Below are 7,544 nucleotides of genomic sequence, written 5' to 3'. Positions count from 1 at the left end.
GGCCGCGCGCCCCCCCCCCCGGGCCCGCCGGGTGGGCGGCGGCTTTGGCCTCTGGGGGGCCCTCGGAGGTCCCGAATGAGTCATTCGCGACCCTCGAGGCGGGGGCAGGCGGGGAAGGGTCAGTCCTCGGGGGTGAGGAGGGACGCGACTCGCGCGGCCAGGCGGGCGCTGTCCACCGGGGTCACGTTCACCCAGTCCTGCCCGCCCCGACCCGGCGTCTTCGTGGCACAGTACGCGCCCACGTCCGTGTCGAACCACGACAACCCGCCCACCCGCGTAACCCGTCCCGACGCCGAACGGCGGCTCACGCTGAACGAACCCGCCGAGTACACCGGGCGGGCCTGGATCGCCAGCACCTCCCGCAGCTGGGCCGTCGAAGCCGCCGAAGCGGCTCCGCGGGCCGAGAACACCGGGTCCTCCACCGAACCCGCCAGGGCCGGGGCCGGCAGGCTCACGCCAAAGCCCGGGCCCGCCGTCAGTTCCGGGAGGACGTCGATGATCGCCGTGCACAGCTCCGCGTCGCGGATGGCCGACAGGGCGATCGTCTGCTCCGGCTGGGTCGCCAGGACGCCTCGGCGGCCGCGCACTCCCGTCACCGCGCGGAACGGCGCGGAAGCCGTCATGTCCACCATCGCTTCGCACGCCACGAAGACCTCTGCCGACGCGAGCAGCGAAAGCCGCTCCGCCAGCGCCGGCTCCAGTGAAGACCCGTCGTACAGCCCGCGCTCGGCCAGGTTGTCGTAGACCGCCTTGCGGACCTCGGCGCGTTCCTCCTCGGTGCCGCCGACGCTGCGGACGCTCAGCGGTTCCGGCGGGCGGTCGTGGCCGAGGTCGGTCCAGAGGATGTCGAACGCCGAGGCCGAGACGCGGATCAAGCCTGCCCCAGCGACGGCGCGTCGGGGAACGTCTCGGCCGGGACGTGGCCGTGCAGGGCCGCGTCGCGGGTGCGCAGGACGTCGATCGCCTTCTGGCGCGCGGCTTCCGCCTCGGCGCGGCGGGCCGCCAGCTCGTCGGACAGCCCGGCCAGGACGAGCAGGTTCCCGGACGACGCCGCTTCCCGGATCATCGACGCCGGGTCGTAGCCCACCGGCGGGGGCATGTCGGCCCGGGCCCGCGCGGCCGCCTCCGCCTGCGCGCCGACCGCGCGGCCGACCGACGACGAGACGGCGGCGGAGTGCGAGAGCCAGCTCGCGGCCCGGCCGAGCGCGGCCCGCGCCGCGTCGCCGGCGCCGCCCTGCCAGTTTTCCTGCGAAGACGTGATCAGCCCGGCCAGTTCGGCGGTCGACTCCTGCAGCCGTTTCGCCAGCCCGTCCCAGCGTGCGCCCACTTCGCCCGCGGCGACCGGGTCGTTGCCCGCTTCGACCTCCGCGGCCATGGCCTCGTGGCTGTAGGACTCGTACCGCGCGGTGGGGACGGGCGGTTGGACGTCGGGCACAGCGCACCTCTCGGGGTCAGGGCAGTTTCGGTTCGACCAGGCCGGCCACGGTGCCCGCGCGGCGGCACGCGAGCGGGGTGTCCGAGAAGCCGGAGTTGCTGACGTCGATCTGGACGCTGGCCGCGTCGCCGACCCCCAGCAGCACGGCGCAGGTGCCGTCGGCGGCCTTCTTGTCCATCACCTTCAGCGCGGGGTGGCTGCCGACCGTCGTCTTGGTCGCGGTCTTCTTCGCGACTTCGAGGTCGGCCAGGCCGTCGGTCTCGCTGAGGGTCACGGTGACGCCGAAGGTGCCGGGCACGGTCCAGTCGCACGCGCGGGCGCCGGCGATCTCCTTCGGCTTGCCGAGCACGCTCACCCCGGCGGCCGAGCGGTCCTGCGGACCGAGCAGCGTGCAGGGGTCGATCGCGGCCAGGCCGGTCCACGCGACAGGGGGCGGTGAAGAAGGAGGGGACGACGTGACGTGGCCGATCTCGGTCCGCGGCGACGCCTGCCCGCAGCCGGCGAGCGCCACGAGCACGACCGGGACCCACCACAGCCGCAAGCGATCAGCCACCCGTGCAGTCCACCCCGTCCGCTGCCTGCTCGTCGGCGTGCTGGTACTTCGCCAGCGCCTCCGAGATCCGCTGCTTGAGCGTCTCGAGCTCCTTGCCGAACGCGGTCAGCTGCTGGACGGCCGACCCCCGGCCGCCGATGCCGTACTCGGCCATGAACCGCCCGAGCTCCCCCGCGTACCCGCCGCCGAGCGGCACCGTCCGGCCGAGCACCTTGGCCTCGCGGACCATCTCGCCGACGACGTCCTGCAGCTGGCCGAGCTTCCCGTAGGCGTCCGCCGCCAGCTCGGGCGCGACCGCGAAGCCGCGCAGGTCGAACGGCGGTTGCGCGCGCACGTCGCTCATAAGCGGTTACGCCTCTCTGTAGCCGGGCGACCTCGAATCGGAGCATACGACAGAGCAGGGTGTCAGCGGGAGCACCCAGAATCGGGTGACAAGACACCCGTTCGGGGTATCGTCCCTGCTTGCGCAGTGTCATCAACCGTCGTGGGAGGCGTGATCGCCCGGGCTTCACGGGGTTCCGGCCCCAGGTTCGCCCGGGTTTGACACACTGGATGGAAGGCTGGTCGCTGCGCGCGGACAGCAGCGATGGGGGCCGTTCGGCCCGGCGGTGCGCACAATGCGCGCGGCCACGCGCCACCAGGAGGTCGAGTGACGTCGAGAATCCAGTCTGCGGCGCCCGGATCGGGCGAGCAGGCATCCGGGCGGCCGCCTTACCCGGCGGAGTCCACGGGCAACGGCCGGGCCCCCGGCCGCCCCGCGAGAGTGTCGCTGGACGAGCTGCACGAAACCGCCCGGCGGATCGCCGCCAACGTGGAGCGGGTGCTGGTCGGCAAGCCCGACGTCATCCGGATCGCGCTGGTCACCCTGCTCGCCGAAGGCCACCTGCTGGTCGAGGACGTGCCCGGCGTCGGCAAGACGTCGCTGGCCAAGGCCCTCGCCCGGTCGATCGACTGCACGGTCAGCCGCATCCAGTTCACCCCGGACCTGCTGCCGAGCGACGTCACCGGCGTCTCCATCTACAACCGGCAGACCGGCGGGTTCGAGTTCCGGCCCGGCCCGGTGTTCGCGAACATCGTGGTCGGCGACGAGATCAACCGCGCCTCGCCGAAGACGCAGTCGGCGCTGCTGGAGTGCATGGAAGAGCACCAGGTCACCGTCGACACCTCGACCTACCACCTCGACGAGCCGTTCATGGTGATCGCCACCCAGAACCCGATCGAGATGGAAGGCACCTACGCCCTCCCCGAGGCCCAGCGCGACCGCTTCACCGCGCGCGTCTCCATCGGCTACCCCGACCAGCAGGCCGAGCTGGCCATGGTCGACGAGCACGCCGGCCACAACCCGATGGACGACCTGCAGCCGGTGTCCGACGGCGAGACCGTGCACCGCCTGATCGAGACGGTCCGGGGCGTGCACATGGCGCCGGAGGTCCGCCGGTACGCCGTCGACGTCGTCGCGGCCACCCGGCAGGTCCCGGAGATCCGCCTCGGCGCCTCCCCGCGCGCGACGCTGCACCTCGTCCGCGCCGCGCGGGCGCAGGCGGCGCTGTCGGGCCGCGACTACGTCGTCCCGGACGACCTGCACACGGTCGCGGTCCCGGTGCTGGCGCACCGCCTGGTGCTGACCACCGAGGCCCACGCGGCGCGGCGGTCGGCGACCGACGTCGTGCGCGCGGTGCTGCACCGGGTGCCGGTGCCGCAGGGCTCCCGGCCCTGATAGAGCGCGCGAAGGGGAAGAGAACGGCATGCTGCGTGCCCTGTCCGGCCTGACCACCCGCGGCCGCTGCCTCCTGGCCGCGGGGATCGCCGCCGCGGTGTGCTCGTTCGTGCTCAACGAGCGCGACCTGCTGCGGGTGGCGGTGTTCGTGGTGGCGCTGCCGCTGCTCGTCGCCGCGTTCATCTCGGCGACGCGGCTGCGCATCGGCGCCACCCGCACGCTGCACCCGCAGCGCGTCGCGGTCGGCGGCAACGGCGAAGTGCAGCTCGAGCTGTGGCGCAGCGGACGGCTGCCGGCCGGCGAGATCCTCCTCGAGGACGGCGTGCCGTACGCGCTGGGTTCGCGCCCGCGGTTCGTCGTCGAGCGGCTCCCGCACGACCGCCGGGTCGCGCTGCGCTACCCGCTGCAGCCGGTGCTGCGCGGGATCCAGCAGGTCGGGCCGCTGCGCGCGACCATCACCGACCCGTTCGGGCTGTGCGAGTTCGAGCGCGAGCTGATCGGGCACTCGCGGCTGGTCGTCGTGCCCCGGGTGGTCCCGCTGTGGGGCCTGCCCAGCGGCGCCGGGATCGGCGTCGGCGACGACGGCACGGTCCGGCTGCACGCCGGGCAGGGCGAGGCCGACGTCATCGTCCGCCAGTACCGGCAGGGCGACGACCTGCGGAAGGTGCACTGGCGCTCGACCGCGCGCCGCGACGAGATCATGGTGCGCGTCGAAGAACGGCCGTGGCGCGGCGGCACCACCGTCCTGCTCGACCACCGCGCCGCCGCGCACCACGGCAGCGGCCCGGCCGCCAGCCTGGAGTGGGCGGTGTCGTTCACCGCGTCGGCCGCGCTGCACCTGCGCCGGTCCGGGCACCGCGTCCGGCTGGTCAGCGAGCACGGGATCACCCTCGCCGACACCCCCGGCGAGGGCGGCGACCACTACGACAACGTCCTGCTCGACGCGCTGGCCGCGCTGCAGCCGGCCCACCAGCGGGACATCACGCTGGCCGGCGACCCCGGCGAAGGCCAGGAGCTGATCGCCGTGCTCGGCACGGTGAGCACCGAAGCCGTCCACGAACTCACCCAGTACCGCCCGCGCGGGATCCGCAGCCTCGCCGTCCTGCTCGACACGCCCACGTGGTCGGCCGGGGTGAGCGCGCCCGAGCAACGGGCCGCCGCCACCGAGGACTCGGCCGCGCTGCTGCGCGCGGCCGGCTGGGGCGTGGTGGTCGCCGGACCGGGCTCGCCGATGCCGCAGGTGTGGGCCGAGCTCAGCCGCAGCGGCGCCCGCAGCCACACCCTGATCGGCGGCCAGCGATGAGCACTTCCGCACCCCCGCGCCCGGCGCACCGCCCGCCGTCCCAGCACCCGCTGTCGGCCTGGCGGAGCAGCCTGCTCGCCCCGGCCGCGGCCGGCATCGCGACGCTCTGCGCGGCGACGTCGGTGACCAGCGTCGTGGCCGGCCTGGCGTGGTTCGGCTACCTGTTCGTCGCGGTCCTGCTGATCGGCGCGACCGGGCTGGCGCTGCGCTCGCTGCAGGTGCCGACCGTCCTGGTCGGCCTCGGCCAGCTGCTGGTGCTGCTGTTCCTCATCACCGGCGCGTTCACCACGAACGGGATCCTGCAGGTGATCCCCGGGCCGGACGCGTTCGAGGAAATCGGCACGACGCTCTCGGCCGCCGCCGAGCAGATCCGGACCGGGCTCCCGCCGGTCGAGGGCAGCCAGCCGATCCTGTGCCTGGTGACGATCCTGATCGGCCTGGTCGCCGTCCTGGTCGACACGCTGACGGTGGCCGCCGCGGCACCGGCCGCGACCGGGCTCGTGCTGCTCTGCGTCTACGCCGTGCCGGCCGCGCTGAGCGAGGAAATGCTGCCGTGGTGGACGTTCCTGCTCGGCGGGGCCGCGTTCGCCGGCCTGCTGGCCGTCGACGGCAACCACCGGCACCGGCGCTGGCGGACCCGCGAAGCACCGGGCCGCAGCGGCAAGCAGGGCGTGCTGTCCGCGCCCGTCGCGGTCGTCAGCGCGGCGATCGTGCTCGGCCTGTCCGGCGGCGCGATCACGTGGGTCGGCACGGTCGGGCGGATTCCCTTCGGCACCAGCGGGAACGGCGCCGGCGCGGGCTCCGGCGGCTTCGGCATCCAGCCGTTCACCGAGCTGCGCGGGATGCTCGACCAGGGCGCCAACCGCGAGCTGTTCAAGGTCCGCGGCCTCGGCACCGACCGGCGGCTGCTGCGCGCGATGACGCTGGACACCTTCTACCCGAACAAGGGCTGGGGCCTGCACGACGAGGGCCGTTCGCAGCAGGGCGTCCAGGTCGGGCCGCAGCTGCCGGCCGCGCCGGGCGACGACGGCACCGGCGCCGCGCGCAAGATCGACGTCGAACCGGCGAGCTGGCGCGACAACTGGCTGCCGGTGTACGGCGCGCCGCGGGTGATCGACGGCGCGGGCAACGGCTACCTCTACGACCAGGTCAGCGGCACGGTGTTCACCACGCGCAGCGAAACCCCGCCGTCCTACACCGAATACGCGTCGCTGAAGGAGCCGACGGCCGCCGAACTGCGCGTGACGCCGCAGGTCGACGACCTGCCACCGCGCTACACCGAACTCGACCGGGTCGACGACCGCGTCCGGGCGAAGACCCAGCAGCTGATCGCGGGGGCGTCGAACGACTTCGACCGCGCGTCGGCGATCTGGCGGTACTTCACGGCGCAGAACGGCTTCGTCTACGACACGAAGACCGCGCCGGCCAACGACGCGGACGCGCTCGCCGACTTCATCCTCAACGGCAAGCGCGGCTTCTGCGAGCAGTTCGCGTCGGCGATGGCCGTGATGCTGCGGGTGGCGGGCATCCCGTCGCGCGTGGCGATCGGCTTCACCCCCGGCGTCCAGGTCAACGACTACCTGTCGATCAGCACCCAGGACGCGCACGCGTGGGTCGAGGCGTACTTCGGCGGCAAGGGCTGGGTGACGTTCGACCCAACCCCGCTGTCGGACGGCCGCGGCATCACCCCGCCGTACCTGCAGGCTGGTCCGCAGGACGGCAACCAGCCCGACGACACCCAGGTGGCGCCGAGCACGGTCCAGTCGAGCGCCGCACCGACCGGCGTCCCGCGCGACGCCGGTCAGAACCCGCAGGCGCAGGGCCCGGAGCAGACCGAATCGGGCACGCCGGGCTGGGCCTGGGTGCTGGTCCTGGTGCTGGTGCTGCTCGCGGTGCTGACGACGATGCAGGTGATCCTCGCGGGCCTCCTCTACCGGAGACGGCCGGAAGCCGAGCCGGAAAGCGTGCCGGCGCTGACCGGGTTCCGCGCGGTGCTGAAGAACTGGATGCCGCTGATCTCCACCGCGCTGTGGGTGGCGGTGCTCGGTGTGCTGTCGTGGCTGGTCGTCTGGTGGTTCAGCCTGCTGGTCGTGCTGCTGCTGGCGGGCCTGCTCGGCCCCTCGGCCGCCCGCGACGTCGGGAGAAGGCGAAGGCTGCAGGAGATCGTCGGCCACCGCCCGGGCGCGGCGGACGCGGCGTGGGCCGAGCTGCGGGCCGAGTGCGCCGACCGCGGCCTGCCGATCCCTCCGAGCGACACGGTCCGCGTGGCCGGCCAGAAGCTGGCGGCGAAGCACCACCTCGACGACGAGGGTCGCGAAGGCCTGCGCACGGTCATCGGCGTGGTCGAGCGGTCTTGGTACGGCGAAGACGGCGAAGGAGACCCGACGCTGCCCTCGGCGTTCGATCACCTGCGGCGGAGCCTGCACCGCAACGCGCCGCTGTCCTGGAAGGGACGGCTCTTCCCGAAGTCCCTGTTCCGCAACCGGGACTGAGGCGCCGGCTCACCCCGGCGGGGGTCACCCGTTGTCACCGGTGT

General features: G+C 73.8%; 7 protein-coding genes. 3 read left to right on the top strand and 4 right to left on the bottom strand.

Annotation, left to right across the window (positions count from 1 at the left end; translation table 11 throughout):
* Positions 1–119 precede the first annotated feature (119 nt).
* From SD460_RS20820 to SD460_RS20805, 4 genes are all read right to left on the bottom strand, one after another.
* On the bottom strand, positions 120–875 hold the full coding sequence (locus SD460_RS20820; RefSeq protein WP_290061498.1) for an ESX secretion-associated protein EspG: 756 nt from the start codon (positions 873–875) through the stop codon (positions 120–122).
* Positions 872–1,375: a PPE domain-containing protein gene (locus SD460_RS20815; RefSeq protein ID WP_438860694.1), complete on the bottom strand. Its 504-nt coding sequence runs from the start codon at positions 1,373–1,375 to the stop codon at positions 872–874. Before SD460_RS20815 ends, SD460_RS20820 begins: the two co-directional genes overlap by 4 nt.
* Positions 1,376–1,451: 76 nt before the next feature.
* Positions 1,452–1,988, bottom strand: coding sequence for a DUF3558 domain-containing protein (locus SD460_RS20810; protein ID WP_290061503.1), 537 nt, complete (start codon positions 1,986–1,988; stop codon positions 1,452–1,454).
* A complete protein-coding gene (locus SD460_RS20805; protein ID WP_290061506.1) occupies positions 1,981–2,331 on the bottom strand; it encodes a hypothetical protein in 351 nt (116 codons plus the stop codon). Before SD460_RS20805 ends, SD460_RS20810 begins: the two co-directional genes overlap by 8 nt.
* A gap of 306 nt (positions 2,332–2,637) precedes the next feature.
* Here SD460_RS20805 and SD460_RS20800 point away from each other — a divergent pair, with 306 nt between their 5' ends.
* From SD460_RS20800 to SD460_RS20790, 3 genes are read left to right on the top strand one after another with little or no spacing between them, the layout of a single operon-like run.
* Positions 2,638–3,705 carry an AAA family ATPase gene (locus tag SD460_RS20800; protein WP_290061509.1) on the top strand — a complete coding sequence of 356 codons (1,068 nt, stop codon included), beginning with the start codon at positions 2,638–2,640 and terminating at the stop codon, positions 3,703–3,705.
* 28 nt (positions 3,706–3,733) lie between these two features.
* A complete protein-coding gene (locus tag SD460_RS20795) occupies positions 3,734–5,008 on the top strand; it encodes a DUF58 domain-containing protein (protein ID WP_290061512.1) in 1,275 nt (424 codons plus the stop codon).
* The gene (locus SD460_RS20790; RefSeq protein WP_290061514.1) at positions 5,005–7,500 is read left to right on the top strand and encodes a transglutaminase TgpA family protein; all 2,496 of its coding nucleotides are present in this window, start codon (positions 5,005–5,007) and stop codon (positions 7,498–7,500) included. Before SD460_RS20795 ends, SD460_RS20790 begins: the two co-directional genes overlap by 4 nt.
* Positions 7,501–7,544 lie beyond the last annotated feature (44 nt).

The organism is Amycolatopsis solani (assembly GCF_033441515.1).
In the GTDB taxonomy this organism is placed as follows: domain Bacteria; phylum Actinomycetota; class Actinomycetes; order Mycobacteriales; family Pseudonocardiaceae; genus Amycolatopsis; species Amycolatopsis solani.
This window is presented reverse-complemented; position numbering and strand designations above follow the sequence as displayed.